This is a genomic window from Rathayibacter sp. VKM Ac-2879, assembly GCF_015351245.1.
Classification (GTDB): domain Bacteria; phylum Actinomycetota; class Actinomycetes; order Actinomycetales; family Microbacteriaceae; genus Rathayibacter.
This window is the reverse complement of sequence record NZ_JADKSO010000001.1, coordinates 840,452-862,891: the sequence shown is the minus strand read 5'-3', so window position 1 is coordinate 862,891 and position 22,440 is coordinate 840,452. Positions and strand designations below refer to the sequence as shown.

Here is a 22,440-nt window from a genome sequence, read left to right as displayed (position 1 = left end):
CAGCCGCAATCTGGCCCTTCACCTGGACACCCCACAGCGCGCCGAGGTTTGGGTTCCCTGTCTGGTCGCTCCATGAAAGCGTCAGTGATTGAATCCTGATGTCGCAGTGCGGTCAGGTGTTTGCGCCCTGGGTGCACACGTAGTCGCCGACGCTGAGATCCTGGTAGCCCTTCACCGGCACCCCCGGGTTCAAACTCGCGAAAGGCGATCCGTCGAAGATCTTTCCCGATGCCGACGCCGACAACAGGCGCCCTCCGTACGAATTGGGCGAGTAGGAAGCACCTAACGAAGCACCGCCCGTGGGGTGGGGAGCTTCCAGCCCGCGCGGACCTCGTGCGGCGTCAGGCTGAGCCACAGCAGCAGCGGACTTGCTTTTAATGCCTCGTGTTCACCGAGAACGATGTCGGCGTGCATGTGTAGGTCGAGTCACCCACGATGTGGATACCCTGCCCCAGGCGCGAACACGTCTGTGCGGCGTCCACCAGTACCGGCACCAGGACACTCAGGAACATCGCGATGAGTGCGATTCCGACCAAGGCGATGACGATCCCGGCTAGAGCAAGACCGTTCCTTCGGCCTGCCCGCCGAGAGCGAAAGAGCGCGATCATGCACAGTACCAACCCCGCGACGTTTAAGAAGCCAATGAACGCCAAAATGAAGCCGACAATAGTCAACACCCGGTTCGAGCGCTCCTGCGACTCGGTCATACCCGGCAGAACTGCTCGAGAGGTGCCATCGCTTGGGAGCGGGCCGGTGGGTGTCGTCATACGCCCAGGGTACCCGGCCCTATGCCCCCGCTCGCTCGCCTGCCGCCATAGTCGTTGCCGACCAGCAGTCCAGCATCGGCTCGTCAACGACAGACTGATGGGCACCTTCGTTCCGCATCTTTGCCGTTGCGTGTACAAGTCACCCACAAGGCGGGGCATCCCATAGCGACGCCGGCGGCTCCCCGCAGGACGTGCTCGAACCAGTCGAAGACCACGGCGCCACAGCTGCCCACCACCCTCGAGGCGACCTGGTTTTCTGCTATTGCTTGACGATGACGTCGGCGCGTGGATGAACCGCCCCTGGCGGCATTGCGCTCTCCCAGGAGCGCAATGAAAACGGATCGTTCCGCTGATCGAACAGGCCTGCTGCTTCTCCGGGGTTTCGCTCGCCGAGGCAGTGAAGCGTCGCGTGATCCTGGTCGACGGCACCGACGTGCCGACACGGAACCGCGCCGACCGGTCGATCGAACCACTCCGGGAAGCGACACCGTCAAGGCGTGAACGTGCACACCGCGGCCGACCTCGCCGGCGGCTCACTCGCCGTATCCGAACCCGTCACAGGCGCCAGACACGACCGCGCCGCACTCACACTGTGCGGCTGGGAGCCGATCCTCAACGACACAGACTGGATCGCCGACCCCGGCCACATAGGCACCACACTCGAACTCTACCGAACCGGCCGGTAAACAACCTTATGAATAACGCTCTAAATGTGAAGAGTAAATGCCGCCGGATCGAGTGGTTCCTTGGACGAGCGGGGTGTCAGCGGTAGGCGAGTGCGCGGACCTCGTCCTCTAAACGCTCCAGGCGCCAGTTGGCCACGGGTGTGAAGGAGCGTCGGAGCATCGACAGCAACGGACCGGTGTGCTCGAAGGTGTGCGTGACTCGAGACTCCTGGTCTGTGATGCGTTCCAGGAGCCATCGGCCTCGCTCTTCGGCGCCGGCGCCGCGCATGCGGTATTCGACGAGTGCATCGTCGGCGTGAGTGAAGACGACGACGGCGGGAAGGATGCCGCGGATGACGGTCTTGTACGGTCTTCCTGTCACGACGGTCTGGTCGGCTGGGCGGAGGGGGCCGAGGGCGGGGTTCCAGGTCGCGAGAGTCCGCGCGTCGCGAAGGACCGCGAGCACGGTCGGGATCGATCCGGGGATGATGCGGGTGGCAGCGAAGGTCATCTGGGTCCTCTCTCCTCGGCGCTCTCGTAGGAGCGCAAGTACGTGAGGAACGGGTGCAGCTCTCGCTGAACGCGCCCGCTGGTGGTGCCAGGTGCGAGGACTGCGAAGAAGGTGTGTCCGGGGAGTCGGATGTCCCAGAACGGGTCAACGCTGTCCAGCGCGATCGGAGGGCGTAGCAGGGAGGGCCGGGTTGCCCAGTAACGCTTCTGCTCGGCGACGAACTTTTCTCCCCGAGCTCGCACGTCGTCGGGCAGCCAGTCGAAGTGATCCACGCTCACCTCGATGAGTTCGTAGGTCGGTTGCTGGTCACGGTGCTTCGTGGGCAGCTCGTCTACGAGCGCCTCGGCGCGAATGGGATCGTCGTTCGTGAGGACGAGCAGGGTGCCTCCACTGTCGAGATGGGTCTGCACCGCTCGTCGCTCGTCGGCGTCTGGCCAGGGGTCGCGCAGCATCCATCCTGTGGGGGCGCGGCGCCAACGGATTCGTGTGACGTCATCGAACGCCACCATGACCTCCTCGATCACGAGAAGGCCGTCGCCTGCGATTCTCGCGCTCATGGCCGGCTTCTCGCGACCGTCTCGGACCGAGGCTCACCGGTCGCGCTGAGAGCGGCGAGGCGGCCCTGTGCGCGGACGATTCGCGCGTGTTCTCGGGAGTGCGGGGCGGCGCTGGCCGCGCTGATGGTGCGCAGCGTACGGATCATGTCCTCAGTGCGGCCGAGGGCGGAGTATGCCTCCGCAAGGCCGGCGAGGGCGCGGGTGTCGACCGTGGGCGAACTGTCGGCGCTGCGCCGGAACGCGTCTGCCGCTTGCAAGGCGCTTCCTCCCAGGACGGCGGGCATGCTGAGGTGCCATCGCCCGAGGAGGTAGTTGGCGTCTCGATGGTGAGGGTCGTGCTGCAGGACGGCCTCGACGGTGTTGCGGACGGCGCGCGCGGGGAGAGGGCGTACCGCTTTGGGGAGGGTGAGGAGGCGGATCCCGAGCAGGCGCGCCTGCTGGACTCTCACGTGATGCGGTCGCGTCTCCATGGCTGAGAGCAGGGAAGCGAGCAGCCGCAGTCGCTTCCCATCTGTGGTCCCCAGACGCCCGCGCTCGTCGAGAGAATCGGTGATCTGTCGATCGAGTAGTCGGCCCGCGGCCGCCTGAGCGGACGCGAGGGCACCGTACATCGCGTCCGCTTCGGCCTGCCGAATGAGGTCGGTGATCGACTGGCGCGCTTGGAGGGACATCGCTTCTGCCGCTCGCTGCTTCCCGACGGTCCTGTCGACGGCGAGGGGTGGCCCGAACGCGAGATGGACCTTGCCACCAGCGCGGAACCGCTTCTGACCCTTGGGCAGGACGGCGTCCGTTCCGGTCATTCCGACCGGGATCACGGGGACGTCAGCGGCGAGCGCGAATCGGAACGCTCCGCTCTTGAAGGGCAGCAGCTCCGCGTCGACGTTCCGCGTGCCCTCGGGATAGACGCAGAGGATGTCGCCGCTGGTGAGGATCCGCTGCACGGTTCGAAGGGTGTCCGGCGACGGGGTGTCCCGGTCGACGGGGATCCCGTACCAGGCGAGTGTCCAGAGTCGCGACAGCGTCTTCTCGAAGCTCTCGCGTTTGGTGAGGAACCAGACGGGACGGCCGGTCGCGGCGCCGACGAGGATCTCCATCACGAAGTGATCGAAGTAGCTGCGGTGGTTCGGTGCCAGCACGAAGGGGCGTCCGATGGGGAGGTATTCGAGACCTTCGACTGACGCGAGGTGTCGTTTCACTCGTCCTGCGACGAAGGCCTGCGAGATCCTCCGGACGGCCGTCTCACCTCGCATCTCAGGCGGCCTTCGCGGCGAGGTGCTCACGGAGGAGCTCGATGCTGGTCATCACTAGCTGGTGCTGCGCGGCGAACACCTGCAGGCCGTCGCGTCGGAGCATCTCGCCGTCCGGTCCGATGATCTCGACGATCACTCCCGCAGGACGGCATCCGGCAGCGCGGGCAAGGTCGACTGATGCCTCTGTGTGGCCTACTCGGGCCAGGACGCCACCTTCCCGCGCGATCAACGGGAAGATGTGTCCGGGTCGCTGCAGATCTCCGGCCTCTCCCGACATGGCGACAGTGATGGTCTTCGCGCGCTCGGCCGCGGAGATACCGGTCGTGACCCCATGGGCCAGCGTCGCATCGATGCTGACCGTGAAGGCGGTTCCCATGTGATCTTCATTACGGAGGATCATCGGCGGCAGGGAGAGCTGCTCTGCGCGTTCCTTCGTCACCGCGAGGCAGACGAGCCCCCGACCGTGGGTGATCATGAAGTTGATCGCCTGCGGCGTGACGTGGTCCGCGGCCATCACGAGATCACCCTCGTTCTCGCGGTCCTCATCGTCGACGACGACGACGATCTCCCCTCGCGCGATCGCTGCGATCGCAGTCTCGGCCGACTCGAGCAGCTGCTCGCGAACCGAGTCTGTTGTGTCGATGTTCAAAGTCATGGCGTCCACTCCCCGTGATGTGAACCGGTCAAGAACCGGCCCCCCAATGTGTGCTATCGCAATACATGCGACAGCATCTACTGCTGTCGCATTGAAAGTATGACCACGGCGCCGAGCGGTCAAGACCGCAGGGCCGGCGAGCGCCTCTTGTTACCAGGTGTACACATGATGTAGCATGCGTGTTACATCATCTATCTGTTGACGAGTGACTAGGAGATCCCATGAGCCGGCTGCTCGAACTGCCCATCCGCTTTCCGCGGGTGGTGATCGGAATCTGGTTGGTTCTCTTCGTGATCGGCGGGATCCTGGCGCTTCGTCTTGACGCTGCGCTCTCCGGCGGCGGGTTCACGAATCCCCGAGCGGAAGCGCTCGTCACCCAGGAGCTCGTCGAGGAACGGTTCGGGGAGTCCCCGAATCAGTTGGTGGTCGTGCTCGACAGCAACTCGCCTCTGAGCGAGGAGCAGCTCTCGGACACGGTCCGAGTCCTCGATGCGGAAGGGGCGAGCACTGTGACGACACCGGATTCCACTCCGAGCTTGATGTCCGCAGACGGGCGGACGGCGGCAGTCATCGCCGGCTTCGGCGGAAGTGGAACATCCGTTCAGAACCTGGTCCCCGGACTGCAGGAGCAATTGGACGGCGCTGCCCTCGCCGATGACGTCTACGTCACCGGGCAGCCTGCTCTCGACTTCCAACTCAATGCGCACTCGAAGGCTGACGCGATGCGCGCAGAGCTCATCGTGTTCCCGCTCCTGATCGTCGTCCTCCTGTTCGTCTTCCGGTCTCTCGTTGCGACGTTCCTCCCCCTGCTCGTCGCGGGATCATCACTCGTGATGGCGATGGGCATCGGCTACCTGCTGACGCGCGTGACGGAGGTGTCGAACCTTTACACCAACATCATCTCGATGATCGGACTAGCAGTCGCCGTCGACTACTCCCTCTTCATCATCAAACGATTCCGAGAGGAACTCGCCGCTGGAAGGACGACCCCTGCCGCAGTACGGGCGACGATGGCGACCGCCGGTCACTCCGTACTGTTCAGCGGGATCGCCGTGATCCTGGCTCTCGCGGCGCTGCTGATCCCTCAGGTGATGGCCCTCACGAGCATCGCGCTCGGCGGCATCGTCGTCTCGGCCGTCGCCCTCTTCGTCACGATGCTCGTCCTGCCCGCCGCCCTCACGCTCATCGGGCCCGGCATCGATCGCTTCCGCGTACCCTTCCTTCGCCATGAAGCACCCACGATCGACCGGGCGGAGAGAACGACCGTCATCCGGCGTCCCGCACTCGTCGGCGCGATCGGAATCCTCGCCCTCGGCGCGTGTGCACTCCCGGTCAGCGGCCTGTCATTGCAGTCGCCCGTCGCGAGCGCAACCGTCCTCCCCGCCGATGACCCCGCACGACAAGGGCTCGAGACGCTCGACGAGCAGATCGGCCAAGAGGGGCTCTTCCCCGTCGACGTCGTCCTGACCTTCCCCGCGGGAGTACAGACGGCCGAGGCCCTGACCCAGATCCAGGACGCCAGCGGCTGGATCGCCGACCGCCCTGGAGCGGACGCTGTCACGTCCGTCACCGACCTCGGCCTGCCGACCGAGCAGCTCACCGCGCTCCTCGAACAGGGGAATGCCCCCGCCGACCTCGAGCAGCTCTGGAACGAGCGCGATGGCGTCATCACCACGCGCCTGCTGACGACAACGACGGAAGGCCCCGACTCCGTCAGCGCACACCACCTCGTGAACGACATCCGGCAGGATCTCCCCGCCGAACTCGCCCCCGCCTCGCGAGTGGCCGTAACCGGTGCCACAGCCCAAGGTGTGGACTTCGACGCCACCATCATCGACAGCATCCCGCTGGTGGCAACGCTCGTGCTCCTTCTGACGTTCGCCCTACTCGCGTTCGCCTGGCGGTCGGCGCTCCTCCCCGGCCTCGCACTGCTCTTCAACCTGCTCGTCGTAGGAGCAAGCGTCGGAGCGCTCACGCTGATCCAGGGGGCGATCTCGGATGTCCCGCTGAACTCCGTCACTCCGATTCTGCTGTTCGCCGTGATGTTCGGGCTGAGCATGGACTACATGGTCATCATCATGTCCCGCATGCGCGAGATGTACCGGGCCGGCACCCCCTACGAGCACGCCGTGATCGGCGGCGCCCGCCGGACCCGGAGCATGATCAACAGTGCTGCCCTGATCATGATCGCCGTCTTCCTCTCCTTCATGACCGCGCAGATCAGCATCGTCCGCGAGATCGGGATCGGCCTCGCCATCGCCGTCGCGCTCGACGCGATCGTCATCCGCATGATCGTGATGCCCAGCATCCTCCGCGCCATCGGACCACGAGCCTTCGGCAGACAGCCCGGCACGACCAAGAGCACTCCCCCGCTCGTGCCGCCGACGAGATCCGGACAGTCCGACAGCGAACTCGTCAGCACCTGACCTTCAGCCAACTCCGGGGCCCGCCGAAAGGAAAGCTGGCCCCTCGGCGAGAACCTGCCAAAATGAGGCGGAGCTGTCCGTCCCCGCCCCTGTCACGACTGGATCGCACATGACCACACCAGCACCAGCGCACTCCCTCACGGCGCCGTCGCTCGCGCCGTTCGAGCTGCGTTACCTGGTGCTCGCCGCCCAGCGCGAAGGCAACCGCGCCCTCAACCGGCAACTGGCTGAGATCGGCTTGACCGCCTCCCAGTTCGAGATCATCCTCGTCCTCGCGGAGTACGGTCCCATCACCCTGAAGGAACTCGGCGAGCTCATCGTCTGCGAGACCGCGAGTCCGAGCCGGATCGTCGACACCCTCGTGAGACGAGACCTCGTGGAACGCTCCATCCACGCTAACGACCGTCGCGCCGTCGCCCTCCAACTCACAACAGACGGAACCACCCTCGTCCCTCGCCTCCGCGCCATCGACCGAGGTATGGACGACGGTGCGAGGGCGATGTTCACCACGAGCGAGATGACCGGACTCGTCAGCGCGCTCCGCACCTACCTGGACGGAACAGAAAGCGGCGCCGTGCTCGAGCGGCGCTTCTCCAGTGCCCGACAAGACCTGGACTAACCAGCGCCACACCGCGCTCAGCACTCGTGAACCGCAACAGCACTGCAGACCAGGCGGGGTGAAGAACACGGGAGGGTCTTCGCCGACATCGACGAAAACCCTCCGCGCCCTCTTCTGATTGATCCGCGAGAGTAAGCGAGACACCCGCGTCGCCACCGTCGGCATCCGCAGCTCATCTTCGGGAAGCGACCAGGACGGATAGAGAGCCACGCTCAGTCGCATCACGGCCACGTGAGCTGCACCGACAGCGAGGACGAGGAGCACGCTCAACATCCACCGCCGAAGGTCGATCGCCTCGCCCGCAATCGCGAGGACGACGTCGAGATCATGAAGCAGCTGACCGCTGCGAACGTGGCGCTGATCTCTGCCACGGAGAGCATCGATCAGTCCCCGTCCGGTGCGCTCCTCCACGGCATCATGTCCTCGATTGCCGAGTTCTACTCGCGCAACCTCGCTCACGAGGTGACCAAAGGAATGACTCAGAAAGTTCAGAAGGGCGGAACACCCGGACGGGCACCTCTCGGATACCTTAACGTCCGCGAGTTCGACAGCGACGGCCGTGAGAGCCGCACGGTGCGCCCTGACGCCGACCGCGCTCCGCTCATCTCCTGGGCCTTCCACCGCTACACGGAGCCCAACGTCAGCCTGTCCCAGCTCGCGCTCGAACTCGCTCAGCGCGGGCTCACCACGCGTCGGACCCCGCAAGTTCCCTCGCGGGCCCTCACCGATACCGATCTCCACAAGATTCTGACCAACCCGTACTACCTCGGCCTCGTCTCGTTCGCCGGAGCGACCTACGCAGGCAAGCACGAGCCCCTGATCGATCAGGAGACGTGGGACAAGGTGCAGGACGCACTGCAAGCGCGCCGCTCCGGCGAGCGCCGACGTCGACACGATCACTACCTCAAGAGCACGGTGTACTGCGGGAACTGCCACAACCGCCTGATCGTGCAGATGACGCGGTCGAAGTCCGGGGAGATCTACCCCTACTTCTACTGCTCAGCACGTCAGGCGAAACGGAACGACTGCACGCAGAAGGCGGTCCTTATTCACGTCGTGGAGGAGAATATCGTCCAGGAGTACAAGAAGAGTCTCCGGCTCGACCGAATAGCCCGACAAGACCTCGAGCGACTGTTCCACGACGAGCTCGTGGCCACTCGCGGCGACGCCGAGCGGCAGCGCGCACAGATCAGGACCGACCGGGAGCGGCTCGAACGCGAGCAGCTCCGTCTTCTTCAAGCTCACTACGCAGACGCGATCCCCCTCGACCTGTTCAAGAAGGAGCAGGATCGCATCCGCGGAGAGCGGACGATTGCCGAACGAGACGAAACGAGACTTACCCAGGACGTGGCCGATGTCGAGCACGCCATCCGGCTAGCTCTCGACGTGACCGAGGAGTGCGCCAACGCCTACGGTGAGGCGCCCGACCACCTGAAACGGCTCTTGAATCAGGTCTTCCTCGCGCGCGTTCTCGTCCATGCCGACGGGACCATCACCGCAGAACTGAATGAACCGTTTGCCACGATCACCTCGTCCGCCGTGCAGCCCGCCGCACACGAAAAAAGCACCACTCGTAGGAGTGGTGCTCGGACCCTCACCAGCTTCCTGGAGGCCGAGATCGGCGCCGATCCGGCATTTTTCTCTGGCAAGGGTTTTAGTAACGACACTTTGGTGCCCCTGGAGGGACTCGAACCCCCAACCTGCTCCTTAGGACGGAGTCGCTCTTCCATTGAGCTACAGAGGCTGGCCAAGACAGTCTACCTGCCGGGCCTCGAGGCCCGCGCTTGAGCGGCGACCGGCGAACGCCCGCATCCACCCGGCCCAGCGGCCCGCTCGTGCCGCAAGGCCCTTTCACCCCCTCCACCGGCCTGCAAGCGTGGGCATATGGCCTCCTCGTCTTCGCTCCGTCCCGCTCCCGAGCACGTCTGGCTCCCCCGGCCGGCGGATGCCGCACTCACCCGGGACACGCTCGACACCGTCGATGCGTGGTGGCGCGCCGCCAACTACCTCGCGGTCGGGCAGATCTACCTGCTGGCCAACCCGCTGCTCACGACCCCGTTGAGCCGCGACGACATCAAGCCTCGGCTGCTCGGGCACTGGGGCACCACTCCCGGGCTGAACCTCATCTACGCGCACCTCAACCGGACGATCCGCGAGCGCCATCAGCCCACCCTCTACGTCACCGGGCCCGGCCACGGCGGCCCCGGCATGGTCGCCAACGCCTACCTCGACGGCACCTACAGCGAGATCTACTCCCACATCGACGAGTCGGAGGAGGGGCTGCGCCGCCTGTTCCGCCAGTTCAGCTTCCCGGGAGGCATCCCCAGCCATGCCGCCCCCGAGACTCCGGGCAGCATCCACGAGGGCGGCGAGCTCGGCTACGCGCTGAGCCACGCCTACGGAGCGGCATTCGACAACCCCGATCTGCTCGTGGCCGCGGTTGTCGGCGACGGCGAGGCCGAGACCGGACCGCTCGCCACCAGCTGGCACTCGAACAAGTTCGTGAATCCCGCGACCGACGGCGTCGTCCTGCCGATCCTCCACCTCAACGGCTACAAGATCGCCAACCCGACGGTCCTGGCGCGCATCCCGCAGCACGAGCTCGAGAGCCTCCTCCGCGGCTACGGCCACGAGCCCTTCTTCGTCGAGGGCGGCTTCGACGGCGAAGATCCGATGCGCGTGCACGAGCGCTTCGCCGACGTCCTCGACACGGTCCTCGACCGCATCGCCGCGATCAAGCAGCGCGCGGCCGAGGGTGATCTCAGTCGTCCCGCTTGGCCGATGATCGTCCTCAAGACCCCGAAAGGCTGGACGTGCCCGGCCGAGATCGATGGCGTCCACGTGGAGGGCACCTACCGCGCCCATCAGGTCCCGCTGCCCAACGCGCGCGACACGGAGGCGCACACCCGCCTCCTGGAGGAGTGGCTGCGGTCCTACCGGCCCGAGGAGCTTTTCACCGAGAGCGGCGGAGTCGCGGATCGCGTGCGCTCCCTCGCTCCCGAGGGCGCATTGCGGATGAGCGCCACGCCGCACGCGAACGGTGGGCTGCTGCGTCAGACTCTCGACCTCCCCGACTTCCGCCGCTACGGAGTCGAGGTCGCGCAGCCGGGTGGCTCGGTCGCGGAGGCGACGAAGGTGCTCGGCGACTGGCTCGCGGACGTCATCCGGGCCAATCCGAGCACCTTCCGCCTCTTCGGCCCCGACGAGGTCGCGAGCAATCGCCTGCAATCCCTCTACTCCGCGACCGACAAGCAGTGGAACGCGGAGGTGAGCCCGCTCGACGACCACCTCGCCCACGCAGGACGCGTGATGGAAATGCTCTCGGAGCACCAGTGCCAGGGCTGGCTCGAGGGGTACCTCCTCACGGGCCGCCACGGAATCTTCACCTGCTATGAGGCGTTCATCCACATCATCGACTCGATGTTCAACCAGCACGCCAAGTGGCTCGACGGCTCACGTGACATCGAGTGGCGTCGTCCGATCGCGAGCCTCAACTACCTGCTCTCGAGCCACGTCTGGCGCCAGGATCACAACGGCTTCAGCCATCAGGATCCCGGTTTCATCGACCACGTCCTCAACAAGAAGCCCGAGGTGGTCCGCGTCTACCTGCCCTTCGACGCGAACACGCTGCTCTCGACCTACGACCACTGCTTGCGCAGCGTCGACTACGTCAATGTCGTGGTCGCGGGCAAGCAGCCCTCCCCACAGTGGCTCTCCATGCCGGAGGCTATCGCCCACTGCACGCGCGGCCTCGGCATCCTGGAGTGGGCGAGCACTGAGCGCAGGGGCGAGTCGCCAGATGTCGTCCTCGCCTGCGCGGGTGACGTGCCGACCCTCGAGACGCTCGCGGCGGTGAGCATCCTGCGCGAGGCGCTCCCGGAGCTCGCCATCCGCACCGTCAATGTCGTCGACCTGATGCGGCTGATGTCCGAGTCGGAGCATCCACACGGCCTGTCCGATCGGGAGTTCGACGCGATCTTCACCCCCGACCGGCCGATCGTCTTCGCCTATCACGGCTATCCGTGGCTGATCCACCGCCTCACCTACAAGCGCAGCGGACACGGCAAGCTGCACGTGCACGGTTACAGGGAGAACGGGACGACGACCACTCCTTTCGACATGGTGATGCTCAACGAGCTCGACCGCTACTCGCTCGTGATCGACGTGATCGATCGAACCCCTGGCCTCGGTGCCCGCGCGGCGGGGGTGCGGCAAGAGATGCAGGACGCACGCATCCGCGCCCGCGAGTACACGCGTGAGCATGGTGAGGACATCCCCGACGTGGCGAACTGGAGTTGGAGCGGCGCGCGCTCCGGCAATGCCAGTGACAGCACCGGCAACGACAACGAGTGACTCCTCCCCGCTGAGGCACGCGATCCGGTGACCGAGACGCACTCGAGAGGCGTCTCGCGGCAAGCACTGTCAGGCGGCCGGCGCGAGGTACCCGTCCCACTCAGGCTGCGTGCGCTCCGCTCCCCGTACAAGCCAGGATCCGGCCCGCGGCATCCGCGGCACCGTGCGCAGTCTCCAACCCATCTCGAGCGGGGTTCGGTCGCTCTTGACGTTATTGCAGCGCTGGCAGCAGGCGACGAGGTTCTCCCAGGTGTCACGGCCGCCGCGCGACTTCGGCTGGATGTGATCGATGGTGTTCGCATGCTGCCCGCAGTAGCCGCAGCGGTGATTGTCGCGCCGTAACACCCCACGGCGCGACACCGGGACCTTCCGCCCGTTCGGGATCCGCACGTACCGCGTGAGCACGATGACCGACGGACGGACGTAGTCGCCGGTCGCGCCGTGCACCGGATTCTCGTCGTCGGCGGCGATGACCGTCGCCTTCTCGGTCATCAGCAGGACCAGCGCCCGCTTGAACGACACGACCGCGAGCGGTTCATAGCCGGCGTTGAGAACCAGAGTACGCATCAGGAACCTCCGTGCTGGGGCACGCCGCCACACGAAGGCGTCGCGACCACGAAGAAGGGCGCCGTCGGAATGACGGCGCCCTTCGAGGCCACGGCGCAACGCCGCGTGATGACGTGGTGACGTATCCGCGTGTCGGAGGAGTGCACAGCGGCGGAGAGGATCCTCGCGCGTCTCGAGTCGGTCCGCCGCGCGCGGGAACGCAGCCCCACGCAGTGGCGCCCGTTCCGCTCGGCCATCCCGGCACTCCGTCCCTCGACGAATCGCTCCGCTCGCCACGCGGGCGGACTGAGGTTCAGATTAACCCTTCGGGCTCAGATCACCAGAGAATCGGCCGAAATCGTCATCCGCAGTTCACACAGAGCCGGCGGGGAGGCATGGCGCCCGAGAGCGCGAAGAGCCCGCTCCCCCGAGACTCGGGGTGCGGGCTCCTCACCACCTTGGGGCAGCGGCGGACGGCTCAGCCGGGGATACGCACGATCGTGTAGTCCGGGGTCCACAGCGGCTGCACTCGCACGCTCGCGCCCTCATACGGTGCGTGGAGGATAGAACCGTTGCCCGCATAGAAGCCGTCATGCCCGTCCATGATGACGAGGTCGCCCGGCTGCGCGTCCGCGAGTGAGACGGGCGTCCCCATCGCGCCCTGGCCTGCGGCCGAGTGCGGCATCGAGATGCCGTACTGCGCGAACACGTACATGACGAAGCCGGAGCAGTCAAAGCCGCTCGGGTCGGCTCCGCCGAAGACGTACGGCACGCCCTGGTACTGCAGCGCCGTGTTGTACACGGCCGAGAGGCTGTACCCCGTGGTCGGGGCGGCGGCGGCGATCTGGCTCGCGGAGGCGCCGGAGTAGGACGTGAACTGCTCGGCCGTCGCGGCGCGCGCCTCCTCGACCGTGCTCGTGTCGGCGACCGGCTCTGCGACCGCGGCGACCGGCTCGGGCGCCGGAGCCGCCTCCGCCGAGAAGCCGTCGCGGGCGATCGCGGCCTGCACGACTCCTCCTGCGACGGCGACGCTCTGCGCCTGACCCTGCCGGAGGAGATCGGCACGGGAGGCGGCGAAGAGCCCGTCGTCCTGGCTGCCGGGCGAGAACGCATACGCGGGGAGGGCCATCGTGGCGACGAGAGCGCCGGCGAAGCCGACGATCGCCATCTTGCCCACGATGCGGCCGCGGCGCTTGCGCGGCGTGCCAGCCGGTGAGGGCACGAAGTCGGTGACGTCGACGCGACGGGCAGGTGCCTTCGGGACGGCACGACGCGAGACGGGGGCGTCGCCGTGGATCCGAGCGCGGATCACCGGCGGCCGACCTTCGAAGGAACCGTCGAGGTGGGTGGAGCGGAACCGGGTGGGGGAACCGGTCGAGTCGTTCGGGGAAGTCGAATCGTTGTGGGGCAAGGGGCGGTACCTCCGACGTCCCATCAGCCCAGGTAGCTGTCCCGTCTTATGCGCAAAGCATCGGTGTCCACGGTGTCCGAGACGGGCGTGGGGGCGTCGGACTCCGCGCCCGACGGCCGAGGATCGGCTGCAGGGCTTCACAGAGCGTAAGCGACCGTTACCGATTTGTCACCATTTCGAGATGCAGAAGTGATCCCACGCACGTCTCCCCGTCACCGGGAGGCGCTATGAGCGCGGGCTCACGCCACCTCACACCACGAGGAAGATGTGCGCAGCGACCTCGGTCGGCAGCTCGATGCCCGCCTCCACGCCGTCGATGCGGACGAGCACGTAACCATTGAGCGCCGAGAACTCGCCCTCTGCGCCGGGGACGACGCCGGCCTGCTTGAGCTGAAGGAGCAGCTCGGGATCGACCTGCGCAGGCTCACCCAGACGGCGCACGACTCCCCGTCGCGGCACTGTCGAGCCCGCCACGAAGCGCGGCAAGCTGATCACCCCGTCCGCGAAGCGCGACGCCGGGCTATCGCCCAGCTCGTCGAGGCCGGGAATCGGGTTGCCGTAGGGCGACTCCGTGGGGTGGTCGAGCATCTCGAGGAGGCGGCGCTCCACCTGCTCGCTCATCACATGCTCCCAGCGGCACGCTTCCTCGTGCACGAACTCCCAGTCGAGCTTGATGACGTCGTAGAGAAGCCGCTCGGCGAGGCGGTGCTTGCGCATCACGTGGATCGCCTTGCGTCTGCCCTCCGTGGTCAGCTCCAGATGGCGATCGCCGGAGACGACGACGAGCCCGTCGCGCTCCATGCGCCCCACGGTTTGCGAGACGGTGGGGCCGGAATGACTGAGCCGCTCCGAGATGCGCGCCCGGAGGGGGATGATGTTCTCCTCCTCGAGCTCCAGGATCGTGCGCAGGTACATCTCGGTGGTGTCGATCAGATCCGTCATCTCAGCCTTCCCATCTCGGCGCGCTTCACTTTACTGGGGGTCATGCCGCAGCACCGGCGCTACGGCACGAGGCAGGACCTCCGATGCTCGGAGGAGTGTGCGGGCCGGGAACCCTAGTATTAACGCATGCCGGACCTCACCATTCCTCGCGAGCTTCTCCCCCACGACGGGCGGTTCGGCTGCGGCCCGTCCAAGGTGCGCCACGACCAGCTCGCCCACCTCGCCACCGCGGGCGCCCACCTCCTGGGAACCTCCCACCGGCAAGCGCCGGTCAAGAACCTCGTCGCCCGCGTGCGCGAGCAGCTCGCGACCCTCTTCCGTCTCCCCGAGGGCTACGAGGTCGTCCTGGGCAATGGAGGCTCCACCGCGTTCTGGGACGCAGCCGCCTTCTCGCTCATCGAGCGTCGCGCCGAGAACCTGACCTTCGGCGAGTTCGGGCAGAAGTTCGCGAAGGCCGCGTCCGCTCCGTTCCTCGAGCCGCCGCACGTCGTCACGGCGCCCGCGGGCTCGCGCAGCGAGGTCGAGATCCTCGAGGGCATCGATGTCTACGCCTGGCCGCACAACGAGACCTCGACCGGAGTGATGGCTCCTGTTGCGCGTGTCCACGGCGACGACGGCGCGCTGACCGTCATCGATGCGACGAGCGCCGCAGGAGGCATCGACGTCGATGTCTCGGAATCGGATGTCTACTACTTCGCCCCGCAGAAGAACTTCGCGTCGGACGGCGGCCTGTGGTTCGGCATCTTCTCCCCCGCGGCACTCGAGCGCGTCGAGCGGATCGCGGCCAGTGGCCGCTACATTCCCGAGTTCCTGAGCCTTGCCAACGCGGTCGACAATTCGCGCCTTGAGCAGACGCTGAACACGCCGGCGCTGTCGACCCTCCTTCTGATGGAGTCGCAGCTGGAGTGGATGGACACCTCGGGTGGCCTGGCGTGGGCGTCGGCGCGCACCGCCGAGTCCTCCTCCGCGATCTATGACTGGGCTGAGGCCTCCTCGATCGCCACGCCGTTCGTAGAGGCACCTGAGCACCGCTCCCAGGTCGTCGTGACCGTCGACTTCGACGCGTCGATCGATGCGGCACTCGTGGCGAAGATCCTCCGCGCGAACGGCATCGTCGACACGGAGCCGTACCGCAAGCTCGGTCGCAACCAGTTGCGCGTGGCGACGTTCGTCGCGATCGAGCCCGATGACGTGCGTTCGCTGCTCGCGTGCATCGACTACATCGTCGAGCGACTGGCCGTCTGAGATCCCCCGTGCGGCTCTGGCTGAACGAGGACGAGCGGCGGCCGAGCCCGCCGCCCTTTCCGAGCGACGATGCGGCCGCTCTCTTGGTCGGCTGCATCGCGTGGGCGCTCGCCCTCGTCATCGCCCTCGTGGCAACGACGACGGGAGTCGAGGTGCCGTCGGTCGTGCTCTCGACCGTCGTCATCGGGCTCGTGCTCGGCACGATCGGCCTCTTTTACAGCCGCAACCGCAAGTAGAGGGTCGTCGCCCTCGCGTGTCAGCGTCGGCGGCGTCGTGCGCGGCGAGGAGGCGCGGTGCGCGCCGGCTCGTCGTCGGACTCGTCATCCTCCGGGTCGTCGAGCTCGTCCGACTCGTCCTCGTCCGAACCCTCGTCGCCCGAGTCGTCCTCGAACTCGTCCTCGGGCTCGTCCTCGGGCTCGTCCTCGTCGTCGGGCTCGTCGCCAAGCTCGTCGACCGCGTCTTCGTCGACCGCATCGTCGTCGTCCTCGTCGATCGCGTCGTCGTCCTCGTCGCCGTCGTCCTGTGCGGCACGGTAGTCCGCGAGCCGCACCGACCAGGGCACCCAGTCCGGCGCGAGCACAGAGCCTTCGCCCGGGAGCAGCTCGACCTCGAGCACGGTCACGTCTTCGGACTCGTCGATCCTCGAGAGGGTGGCCGTCCACAGCCAGCCGGGATAGCCCCGCATCCGATTGGCGAACTGCAACGACGCCACGTGCTGCCCCTGGGCGAGGGCGCCGACGAACTCGCCGATCGTCTCGACAGGCGTGATCTCCGCGAGCGCCGCCCGCGCCCGATCTTCGGACGCCGCGAGCACCGCGTCGAGCTCGAAGCTCGGCTCGGGGTCGGACGTTTCGGGGCGCCCGGCCGCCAAAGGCTCGCCATCCGGCCTTTCCGTCTCTTCCGGATCGATGCCAGGCTCGGCAGCGGCCTCGATCGGCTCGGGGATCGCGCCCCCGATCGGCTCGTCGGCGTCAGGCATCCAGCTCGTCCGCAACCCGGCGCAACAGCGCAGCGATCGTCTTGCCGTGCGCCTTGTCGGGATAGCGGCCTCGCTTGAGCCCGGTGCCGATGCCGTCGAGCAGCTTCACCGTGTCCTCCACGATGACCGACATGTCGTCGGCCGACTTGCGGTTGAGCTTGACCATGCTCGGAGGCGCGTCGATCACGCGAGCCGAGAGGGCCTGGGCACCGCGCTTGCCGTCGGCGATGCCGAACTCGAGTCGCGAGCCCGCCTTGACCGTGGTCCCCGAGGGCAGCGCAGACGCGTGCAGGAAGACCTCCTGGCCGTCATCCGTGCTGATGAAGCCGAAGCCTTTTTCCTCGTCGTAGAACTTGACCTTGCCGGTAGGCATGCGGACCCCTCCTGAAAATGAAGCAGCCATCAGTTTAGACGACCGGCCCGGCCCTATCCTTGACCCGTGAAGCCACAGGAGCCGGCGGGCATCTCACGCGCGGAGCGCACCCTCGCCTTTATGTTCGTCGCCATCATCATCGTCACGGTGCTCGCGTTCCTCGCGATCCTGCTCGCTCCCACAGTGGGCGTCCACCAGTACAGCGGCCCGCTCTGGCAGTTCGTCTTCGCGCTTCCGCTCGTCGGCCTGCCGATCGCGTTCCTGATGATGATCGCGATGCTGATCGTCGGGGTGCGACGGCGCCGCGCCTCCTGAGGTGATCGCTCGGCGCTGGGCACAAGCGCTCTGGAGGCGGCCACTTCGCTCCCAGATTACGTACAGTCAACGGCCAGATACTGTCCTGCATGGACGGACCCCGCATTCTCATCGTCGACGACGAGCCCAACATCCGCGACCTGCTCACCACCAGCCTCCGCTTTGCCGGCTTCGCCGTGCGCGCGGTCGGCAACGGAGCGCAGGCGATCTCGGCGGTCCTCGAGGAGGAGCCGGACCTCATCATCCTCGATGTGATGCTGCCCGACATGAACGGCTTCGGCGTGACCAAGCGCCTCCGTTCGGCCGGGTACACCTCGCCGATCCTCTTCCTCACGGCGAAGGACGACACCGAGGACAAGATCACCGGCCTGACCGTCGGCGGCGACGACTACGTGACCAAGCCGTTCAGCCTCGACGAGATCGTCGCACGCATCAAAGCGATTCTCCGTCGCACGATGCACGCCGAGGAGGATGCGGTCATCCGCGCCGGCGAGCTCACCATGGACCAGGACACCCACGAGGTGCTGGTCGGCGACGAGCCCGTCGAGCTCAGCCCGACCGAGTTCAAGCTGCTGCGCTACCTCATGCTCAATCCCAACCGCGTGCTGAGCAAGGCGCAGATCCTCGACCACGTGTGGGAGTACGACTTCAACGGCGATGCCGGCATCGTCGAGTCCTACATCTCCTACCTGCGCCGTAAGCTCGACACGCATTCGGAGGAATCGCTCATCCAGACCAAGCGAGGATTCGGATACATGTTGAAGGTCGCGAAGGCCTGACCTCCGCGACCGACGGGGCCATCCCCCGCCGCCTCGACGTCAGCCTCCGCCTCCAAGAGGAGGCAACGCCGCCGATCCCGAGGGAGTTCCACCGCCATGCACCAGGGTCTGGCCGAGCGGTGGAACTCCATCTCACTGCGTACCAAGATCACCGCCGTCACGGTCCTCCTGTTGACCCTCGGCCTGCTCATATCCGGCATCGGCACCATGACGATGCTGAAGCCCCAGCTCGTCGCGCAACTCGACTCGACACTGAAGGACCAGGTCCAGAAGGTCGCGAGCGATCTTGCCGTCGACGCCGGCTCCACGATGTCCGGCTCCGAGGTGTACTACGGAGCCATCTACGACTCCAGCGACATACTCGCAGCGAAGAATGCGACCGGCCCTAGCGATCCCGACTTCCCCTCGACGTTCACCATCGAGCAGGCTCTCGACCGCTCCGACAGCGTGACGACGGTCATGAGCGTCAACGGCCGGGTCGAGTACCGCATGGTCTCGACGGTCTACTCGCGCGGCAGCGACGTCCGGACACTGTTGCTCGCAACATCCACCCGCAGCGTCGACGTCTTCATGACGCTGTATCTCACGATCTTCCTCGGCTTCGGTGTCGCGATCGTCGTGATCGGCGCCCTGCTCACGCGGTTGCTCGTGACGACCACCTTCGCTCCGCTCCGTGAGGTCGAGCAGACGGCCGCCGCTATCGCGGACGGCGACTTCAGCCAACGCCTCGGCGGAACCACGCCGAACACCGAGGTCGGCCGCCTGAACCGCTCGCTCAACGCGATGCTGGGGAGGATCGACACGGCGTTCCGCGACCGCGCGCGCACGATCGAGCAGATGCGCCGGTTCGTCGGCGACGCCAGCCACGAGCTGCGCACGCCGCTTGTCTCGGTGCGCGGCTACGCAGAGCTCTACCGGATGGGCGCGCTGCAGACGCCGGAGGCGGTCGGCCAAGCGATGGAGCGCATCGAGAAGGAGGCGATCCGCATGGGCGGTCTCGTCGAGGATCTCCTCGAGCTCGCCCGTCTCGACGAGACCAAGCCGCTCGCTCTCGCTCCTGTCGACCTGATGCCGCTGGCGCGCGACGCTGCGATGGACGCCATGGCGTCCTGGCCCGACCGTGACTTCGGCGTCGAGACGCGCGACGACACTCCCCTCGAGACTCCGGCGCTCGAGGCCGACGAGCCCGGCGGCTCCGCCACCCAGACCATGGAGCTCTCCCCCGGTCTGACCGGGCCGATCGCGGCGGCTGGTGCCCGCTTGTCGCGTTTCCGTCGACGCCCGCGTCGGGTGAAGGCCGAGGAGATCGCAGCGGGCACCGCCGCCTCCGCACCTGAGGAGCCCGGCGTGCCGGCGATGGTCATGGCCGAGGAGAACAAGATCCGCCAGGTGTTGACGAACCTGATCGGCAACGCTGTCCGCTACACACCTGACGACACCCCTATCGAGATCGGAGTCGCGGTCGACCGTTCGCGTCGCCTCGCCCTGCTCGAAGTGATCGACCACGGGGACGGCATCCCGCCGCAGATCCGGGAGAAGATCTTCCAGCGCTTCTGGCGGGCCGACACGTCTCGCACGCGCGAGACCGGAGGCAGCGGGCTCGGACTCGCGATCGTCTCCTCGATCGTGAGCGCGCACAAGGGCCGCGTCGATGTCGTCGAAACTCCTGGAGGCGGCGCGACGTTCCGCGTCGCCCTCCCGCTGCTCACAGTCGGCCCCCACGGCGAGACGTCTCCCGCCTCCGTCTGACAGTCCTCTTCGCGCCCCGGGAGGCTCGCGGGCGCTCGGCGCTTCGGCTCGCAAGGGACGCGACCGGTGCTCACGCCCCCCAGACGACGGAAAGGCGGCTCCCCGCAGGGGAGCCGCCTTTCCGTCTGGGGGAGCGGGACTTAGAAGTCCATGCCACCCGTGGGGTCGCCACCGCCGGCGACCGGGTTCTTCTCGGGCTTGTCGGCGACGACGGCCTCGGTCGTGAGGAAGAGGCCGGCGATCGACGCCGCGTTCTGCAGAGCGGAGCGCGTGACCTTGACGGGGTCGATGATGCCCGCGGCAATAAGGTCGACGTACTCTCCGGTCGCGGCGTTCAGGCCGTGGCCAGTCGGGAGCTCGCGGACCTTGGCAGCGACGACACCGGGCTCGAGACCGGCATTGAGCGCGATCTGCTTGAGCGGCGCGTCGATCGCAACCTTGACGATGTTCGCTCCGGTCGCCTCGTCACCGGTGAGCTGGAGCTTCTCGAACGCGAGCTTGCCGGCCTGGATGAGTGCGACACCACCACCGGCGACGATGCCCTCCTCGACGGCGGCCTTCGCGTTGCGAACGGCGTCCTCGATGCGGTGCTTGCGCTCCTTGAGCTCGACCTCCGTTGCCGCGCCCGCCTTGATGACGGCGACGCCACCGGCGAGCTTCGCGAGGCGCTCCTGGAGCTTCTCGCGGTCGTAGTCGCTGTCGGTGTTCTCAATCTCGCCGCGGATCTGCGCAACGCGACCGGCGATGGCCTCGGCGTCGCCGGCACCGTCGACGATCGTGGTCTCGTCCTTGGTGATGACGACCTTGCGAGCCGAGCCGAGCAGGTCGAGGGTGACGTTCTCGAGCTTGAGACCGACCTCCTCAGAGATGACCTGACCGCCGGTGAGGATCGCGATGTCCTGGAGCTGCGCCTTGCGGCGGTCGCCGAAGCCGGGGGCCTTGACGGCGACCGACTTGAAGATGCCGCGGATCTTGTTGACGACCAGGGTCGCCAGAGCCTCGCCGTCGACGTCCTCGGCGATGATGAGCAGCTGCTTGCCCGCCTGGATCACCTTGTCGACGATGGGGAGGAGGTCCTTGATGTTCGAGACCTTCGAGTTGACGATGAGGATGTAGGGGTCCTCGAAGACCGCCTCCTGGCGGTCGGGGTCGGTCACGAAGTACTGCGACAGGTAGCCCTTGTCGAAGCGCATGCCCTCAGTGAGCTCGAGCTCAGTGCCGAAGGTGTTCGACTCCTCGACGGTGACGACACCCTCCTTGCCGACCTTGTCGATGGCCTCGGCGATGATCGCGCCGATCTCGGGGTCCGCGGCAGAGATGGAGGCGGTCGCCGCGATCTCCTCCTTGGTCTCGATGGCCTTCGCGCCGGCGATGAGCTCGGCGGTGACGGCCTTGACGGCCTTCTCGATGCCCTTCTTGAGGCTGATCGGGTCGGCGCCGGCCGCGACGTTGCGCAGGCCCTCGCGGACGAGTGCCTGGGCGAGGACGGTGGCGGTGGTGGTGCCGTCTCCGGCGACGTCGTCGGTCTTCTTGGCGACCTCCTTGACCAGCTCGGCGCCGATCTTCTCGTACGGCTCGTCGAGCTCGATCTCCTTGGCGATCGAGACGCCGTCGTTCGTGATGGTGGGGGCGCCCCACTTCTTCTCGAGGACGACGTTGCGGCCACGCGGGCCGAGGGTCACCTTGACCGCGTCGGCCAGAGTGTTGAGTCCACGCTCGAGGCCGCGGCGGGCTTCTTCGTCAAAAGCAATGATCTTGGCCATGTGTGTTTCTCGTCCCTCCCGGACGTCGTGAAGTTTCTGTGCTGGCACTCGACTGGAGCGAGTGCCAAGAGCGATTCTGGCACTCACCGGTGACGAGTGCAAGCGACGAACGACCCTCGCGCAACAGAAGGAGCCGCCGTCCGCACGAGGCGGACGACGGCTCCCGAAGGCTGTCGAGGTCTAGACCGGACGCACCGATTCGGCCTGCGGCCCCTTGGAACCGGTGCCGACCTCGAACGCGACCTGCTGCCCCTCCTCGAGGACCTTGTAGCCCGTCATGTCGATGGCGGAGTAGTGGACGAACACGTCCTGCCCGCCGCCGTCGACCGTGATGAAGCCGTAGCCCTTCTCAGCGTTGAACCACTTGACGGTTCCGTTCGCCATGTCTGTACTCCCCAGTGCTGTGCTGCCCGCGGCACGAGCGATGTGCTAGTGCCTGGTTCGGAATCCTATGCGAGCAGACGGGCGCCAGAACGGCCAGGACGGCCTCCAGCGGGCAGAGTTGCCCGGGATTCAACACGGACGAAACCTTGCC

General features: G+C 66.7%; 22 protein-coding genes, 1 tRNA gene and 1 pseudogene. 10 read left to right on the top strand and 14 right to left on the bottom strand.

The genetic code is table 11. The annotated features are described in order from the left end of the window. Nucleotides 1-374: 374 nt before the first annotated feature. The gene (locus ITJ45_RS04275) at nucleotides 375-767 is read right to left on the bottom strand and encodes a hypothetical protein (RefSeq protein ID WP_194607550.1); all 393 of its coding nucleotides are present in this window, start codon (nucleotides 765-767) and stop codon (nucleotides 375-377) included. 497 nt (nucleotides 768-1,264) lie between these two features. Between ITJ45_RS04275 and ITJ45_RS04270 the strand changes: the two genes are divergently transcribed. After that, nucleotides 1,265-1,453: a hypothetical protein gene (locus tag ITJ45_RS04270; RefSeq protein ID WP_194607549.1), complete on the top strand. Its 189-nt coding sequence runs from the start codon at nucleotides 1,265-1,267 to the stop codon at nucleotides 1,451-1,453. Nucleotides 1,454-1,529: 76 nt separating this feature from the next. On the opposite strand, the gene ITJ45_RS04265 is transcribed toward ITJ45_RS04270, so the two are convergent. Genes ITJ45_RS04265 through ribB form a run of 4 tightly spaced genes read right to left on the bottom strand, consistent with a single transcriptional unit; the run spans nucleotide 1,530 to nucleotide 4,405 of the window. Then, nucleotides 1,530-1,943, bottom strand: coding sequence for a hypothetical protein (locus ITJ45_RS04265; RefSeq protein WP_194607548.1), 414 nt, complete (start codon nucleotides 1,941-1,943; stop codon nucleotides 1,530-1,532). Next, nucleotides 1,940-2,500, bottom strand: coding sequence for a hypothetical protein (locus ITJ45_RS04260; RefSeq protein ID WP_194607547.1), 561 nt, complete (start codon nucleotides 2,498-2,500; stop codon nucleotides 1,940-1,942). Before ITJ45_RS04260 ends, ITJ45_RS04265 begins: the two co-directional genes overlap by 4 nt. Then, complete coding sequence (locus ITJ45_RS04255; protein ID WP_194607546.1) at nucleotides 2,497-3,750, bottom strand: lysophospholipid acyltransferase family protein; 1,254 nt, start codon at nucleotides 3,748-3,750, stop codon at nucleotides 2,497-2,499. Before ITJ45_RS04255 ends, ITJ45_RS04260 begins: the two co-directional genes overlap by 4 nt. A gap of 1 nt (nucleotide 3,751) precedes the next feature. After that, nucleotides 3,752-4,405, bottom strand: a complete 654-nt coding sequence (ribB, locus tag ITJ45_RS04250) for a 3,4-dihydroxy-2-butanone-4-phosphate synthase (protein WP_194607545.1) — start codon at nucleotides 4,403-4,405, stop codon at nucleotides 3,752-3,754. 221 nt (nucleotides 4,406-4,626) lie between these two features. On the opposite strand from ribB, the gene ITJ45_RS04245 reads away from it, so the two are divergent. The 3 genes and pseudogenes from ITJ45_RS04245 to ITJ45_RS14415 all read left to right on the top strand — a co-directional run. After that, the gene (locus ITJ45_RS04245; RefSeq protein ID WP_194607544.1) at nucleotides 4,627-6,831 is read left to right on the top strand and encodes an MMPL family transporter; all 2,205 of its coding nucleotides are present in this window, start codon (nucleotides 4,627-4,629) and stop codon (nucleotides 6,829-6,831) included. A 109-nt stretch (nucleotides 6,832-6,940) separates the two neighbouring features. Then, nucleotides 6,941-7,450 carry a MarR family winged helix-turn-helix transcriptional regulator gene (locus ITJ45_RS04240; RefSeq protein WP_194607543.1) on the top strand — a complete coding sequence of 170 codons (510 nt, stop codon included), beginning with the start codon at nucleotides 6,941-6,943 and terminating at the stop codon, nucleotides 7,448-7,450. 231 nt (nucleotides 7,451-7,681) lie between these two features. Further along, nucleotides 7,682-8,473: pseudogene (locus ITJ45_RS14415) on the top strand (recombinase family protein); the annotation flags it as partial. On the opposite strand, the gene ITJ45_RS04225 reads toward ITJ45_RS14415, so the two are convergent. Continuing rightward, nucleotides 8,450-8,815 carry a hypothetical protein gene (locus ITJ45_RS04225; RefSeq protein WP_194607542.1) on the bottom strand — a complete coding sequence of 122 codons (366 nt, stop codon included), beginning with the start codon at nucleotides 8,813-8,815 and terminating at the stop codon, nucleotides 8,450-8,452. The pseudogene ITJ45_RS14415 and the gene ITJ45_RS04225 sit on opposite strands and share 24 nt — an antisense overlap. Before the next feature lie 304 nt (nucleotides 8,816-9,119). After that, nucleotides 9,120-9,194 (bottom strand) — tRNA-Arg (locus ITJ45_RS04220). A gap of 140 nt (nucleotides 9,195-9,334) precedes the next feature. On the opposite strand from ITJ45_RS04220, the gene ITJ45_RS04215 reads away from it, so the two are divergent. Further along, complete coding sequence (locus ITJ45_RS04215; protein WP_194607541.1) at nucleotides 9,335-11,803, top strand: phosphoketolase; 2,469 nt, start codon at nucleotides 9,335-9,337, stop codon at nucleotides 11,801-11,803. A 69-nt stretch (nucleotides 11,804-11,872) separates the two neighbouring features. Here ITJ45_RS04215 and ITJ45_RS04210 read toward each other — a convergent pair whose 3' ends face one another. The 3 genes from ITJ45_RS04210 to ITJ45_RS04200 all read right to left on the bottom strand — a co-directional run bounded on the left by ITJ45_RS04210 (nucleotide 11,873) and on the right by ITJ45_RS04200 (nucleotide 14,702). After that, nucleotides 11,873-12,370: an HNH endonuclease gene (locus tag ITJ45_RS04210; RefSeq protein WP_194607540.1), complete on the bottom strand. Its 498-nt coding sequence runs from the start codon at nucleotides 12,368-12,370 to the stop codon at nucleotides 11,873-11,875. Nucleotides 12,371-12,827: 457 nt separating this feature from the next. Next, nucleotides 12,828-13,760, bottom strand: coding sequence for a C40 family peptidase (locus ITJ45_RS04205; protein WP_228493420.1), 933 nt, complete (start codon nucleotides 13,758-13,760; stop codon nucleotides 12,828-12,830). Between the two features lie 249 nt (nucleotides 13,761-14,009). Further along, on the bottom strand, nucleotides 14,010-14,702 hold the full coding sequence (locus tag ITJ45_RS04200) for a metal-dependent transcriptional regulator (RefSeq protein ID WP_194607539.1): 693 nt from the start codon (nucleotides 14,700-14,702) through the stop codon (nucleotides 14,010-14,012). Between the two features lie 126 nt (nucleotides 14,703-14,828). Between ITJ45_RS04200 and serC the strand changes: the two genes are divergently transcribed. Both serC and ITJ45_RS04190 read left to right on the top strand, forming a co-directional pair. After that, nucleotides 14,829-15,947 carry a phosphoserine transaminase gene (gene serC, locus ITJ45_RS04195; RefSeq protein ID WP_194607538.1) on the top strand — a complete coding sequence of 373 codons (1,119 nt, stop codon included), beginning with the start codon at nucleotides 14,829-14,831 and terminating at the stop codon, nucleotides 15,945-15,947. An 8-nt stretch (nucleotides 15,948-15,955) separates the two neighbouring features. Beyond that, nucleotides 15,956-16,183, top strand: a complete 228-nt coding sequence (locus ITJ45_RS04190; RefSeq protein ID WP_194607537.1) for a DUF2530 domain-containing protein — start codon at nucleotides 15,956-15,958, stop codon at nucleotides 16,181-16,183. Nucleotides 16,184-16,203: 20 nt separating this feature from the next. On the opposite strand, the gene ITJ45_RS04185 is transcribed toward ITJ45_RS04190, so the two are convergent. Next, nucleotides 16,204-16,926 (bottom strand): DUF3027 domain-containing protein, encoded by a 723-nt coding sequence (locus tag ITJ45_RS04185; RefSeq protein WP_194607536.1) that lies wholly within the window; start codon nucleotides 16,924-16,926, stop codon nucleotides 16,204-16,206. Beyond that, nucleotides 16,919-17,299, bottom strand: a complete 381-nt coding sequence (locus ITJ45_RS04180) for a cold-shock protein (protein WP_194607535.1) — start codon at nucleotides 17,297-17,299, stop codon at nucleotides 16,919-16,921. Before ITJ45_RS04180 ends, ITJ45_RS04185 begins: the two co-directional genes overlap by 8 nt. A 66-nt stretch (nucleotides 17,300-17,365) precedes the next feature. Between ITJ45_RS04180 and ITJ45_RS04175 the strand changes: the two genes are divergently transcribed. From ITJ45_RS04175 to ITJ45_RS04165, 3 genes are all read left to right on the top strand, one after another. Then, on the top strand, nucleotides 17,366-17,614 hold the full coding sequence (locus tag ITJ45_RS04175) for a hypothetical protein (protein ID WP_323742847.1): 249 nt from the start codon (nucleotides 17,366-17,368) through the stop codon (nucleotides 17,612-17,614). A gap of 89 nt (nucleotides 17,615-17,703) precedes the next feature. Then, nucleotides 17,704-18,393 (top strand): response regulator transcription factor, encoded by a 690-nt coding sequence (locus ITJ45_RS04170; protein ID WP_055787731.1) that lies wholly within the window; start codon nucleotides 17,704-17,706, stop codon nucleotides 18,391-18,393. A gap of 96 nt (nucleotides 18,394-18,489) precedes the next feature. Further along, the gene (locus ITJ45_RS04165; RefSeq protein ID WP_194607534.1) at nucleotides 18,490-20,142 is read left to right on the top strand and encodes a sensor histidine kinase; all 1,653 of its coding nucleotides are present in this window, start codon (nucleotides 18,490-18,492) and stop codon (nucleotides 20,140-20,142) included. 140 nt (nucleotides 20,143-20,282) lie between these two features. Here ITJ45_RS04165 and groL read toward each other — a convergent pair whose 3' ends face one another. After that, a complete protein-coding gene (gene groL, locus ITJ45_RS04160) occupies nucleotides 20,283-21,905 on the bottom strand; it encodes a chaperonin GroEL (protein ID WP_194607533.1) in 1,623 nt (540 codons plus the stop codon). A 180-nt stretch (nucleotides 21,906-22,085) separates the two neighbouring features. Further along, nucleotides 22,086-22,289 carry a cold-shock protein gene (locus ITJ45_RS04155; RefSeq protein WP_194607532.1) on the bottom strand — a complete coding sequence of 68 codons (204 nt, stop codon included), beginning with the start codon at nucleotides 22,287-22,289 and terminating at the stop codon, nucleotides 22,086-22,088. Nucleotides 22,290-22,440 lie beyond the last annotated feature (151 nt).

Coding starts and splice junctions, on each gene's coding strand:
- ITJ45_RS04275 (WP_194607550.1), bottom strand. CDS start 767: ATGACGACACCCACCGGCCCGCTCCCAAGCGATGGCACCTCTCGAGCA.
- ITJ45_RS04265 (WP_194607548.1), bottom strand. CDS start 1,943: ATGACCTTCGCTGCCACCCGCATCATCCCCGGATCGATCCCGACCGTG.
- ITJ45_RS04260 (WP_194607547.1), bottom strand. CDS start 2,500: ATGAGCGCGAGAATCGCAGGCGACGGCCTTCTCGTGATCGAGGAGGTC.
- ITJ45_RS04255 (WP_194607546.1), bottom strand. CDS start 3,750: ATGCGAGGTGAGACGGCCGTCCGGAGGATCTCGCAGGCCTTCGTCGCA.
- ribB (WP_194607545.1), bottom strand. CDS start 4,405: ATGACTTTGAACATCGACACAACAGACTCGGTTCGCGAGCAGCTGCTC.
- ITJ45_RS04245 (WP_194607544.1), top strand. CDS start 4,627: ATGAGCCGGCTGCTCGAACTGCCCATCCGCTTTCCGCGGGTGGTGATC.
- ITJ45_RS04240 (WP_194607543.1), top strand. CDS start 6,941: ATGACCACACCAGCACCAGCGCACTCCCTCACGGCGCCGTCGCTCGCG.
- ITJ45_RS04215 (WP_194607541.1), top strand. CDS start 9,335: ATGGCCTCCTCGTCTTCGCTCCGTCCCGCTCCCGAGCACGTCTGGCTC.
- ITJ45_RS04210 (WP_194607540.1), bottom strand. CDS start 12,370: ATGCGTACTCTGGTTCTCAACGCCGGCTATGAACCGCTCGCGGTCGTG.
- ITJ45_RS04200 (WP_194607539.1), bottom strand. CDS start 14,702: ATGACGGATCTGATCGACACCACCGAGATGTACCTGCGCACGATCCTG.
- serC (WP_194607538.1), top strand. CDS start 14,829: ATGCCGGACCTCACCATTCCTCGCGAGCTTCTCCCCCACGACGGGCGG.
- ITJ45_RS04185 (WP_194607536.1), bottom strand. CDS start 16,926: ATGCCTGACGCCGACGAGCCGATCGGGGGCGCGATCCCCGAGCCGATC.
- ITJ45_RS04180 (WP_194607535.1), bottom strand. CDS start 17,299: ATGCCTACCGGCAAGGTCAAGTTCTACGACGAGGAAAAAGGCTTCGGC.
- ITJ45_RS04170 (WP_055787731.1), top strand. CDS start 17,704: ATGGACGGACCCCGCATTCTCATCGTCGACGACGAGCCCAACATCCGC.
- ITJ45_RS04165 (WP_194607534.1), top strand. CDS start 18,490: ATGCACCAGGGTCTGGCCGAGCGGTGGAACTCCATCTCACTGCGTACC.
- groL (WP_194607533.1), bottom strand. CDS start 21,905: ATGGCCAAGATCATTGCTTTTGACGAAGAAGCCCGCCGCGGCCTCGAG.
- ITJ45_RS04155 (WP_194607532.1), bottom strand. CDS start 22,289: ATGGCGAACGGAACCGTCAAGTGGTTCAACGCTGAGAAGGGCTACGGC.